1 protein-coding gene is annotated in these 399 nt (G+C 45.4%); it reads right to left on the bottom strand.

Translation table 11 applies throughout. The annotated features are described in order from the left end of the window. A partial coding sequence (locus A3722_RS24910; protein ID WP_236627449.1) for a hypothetical protein occupies positions 1–218 on the bottom strand: 218 nt, incomplete at its 3' end. Positions 219–399 lie beyond the last annotated feature (181 nt).

The following is a 399-nucleotide window of genomic DNA, read 5'->3' as shown; positions in this document are numbered from 1 at the left end:
AACACTCCGACCTCGACTAGGTAGTCTAAAAACTGGGCAACTACATTTGAGTATCTGTCTACGGTCGCAGAAGCTTCTCCGCGTTTGATGAGTGCGGCCACAAACGTGTCCATGACATCCAGAAATTCTCCATCGTCATCAATCAACCTAAGGGTGTCATATTTTCCCCATTTAGAGCGGACTCGTGTAAAGTTCTTCATTTGTTCCAGTGCCTCCAAAAGGGGCTCCGACGATACACATTAAGGTGTGCATGTCAATACGCGCAGTAAGGTCAGGAAACGTTAACGGCTTCAAGCATTTGGTAGAGGTGTAGGGCTGTTTTAATGCGTTCTAATGTCAAGGTAAGATAAGAACCGCGGACCTACTGATTACAAATCAGTTATAAGCACCAAACTATGC

The sequence above is a fragment of the Sulfitobacter sp. HI0027 genome, from assembly GCF_001634775.1.
In the GTDB taxonomy this organism is placed as follows: Bacteria; Pseudomonadota; Alphaproteobacteria; order Rhodobacterales; family Rhodobacteraceae; genus Sulfitobacter.
The sequence above is the reverse complement of the archived record's forward strand: the minus strand, read 5'-3'. Positions and strand labels throughout refer to the sequence as shown.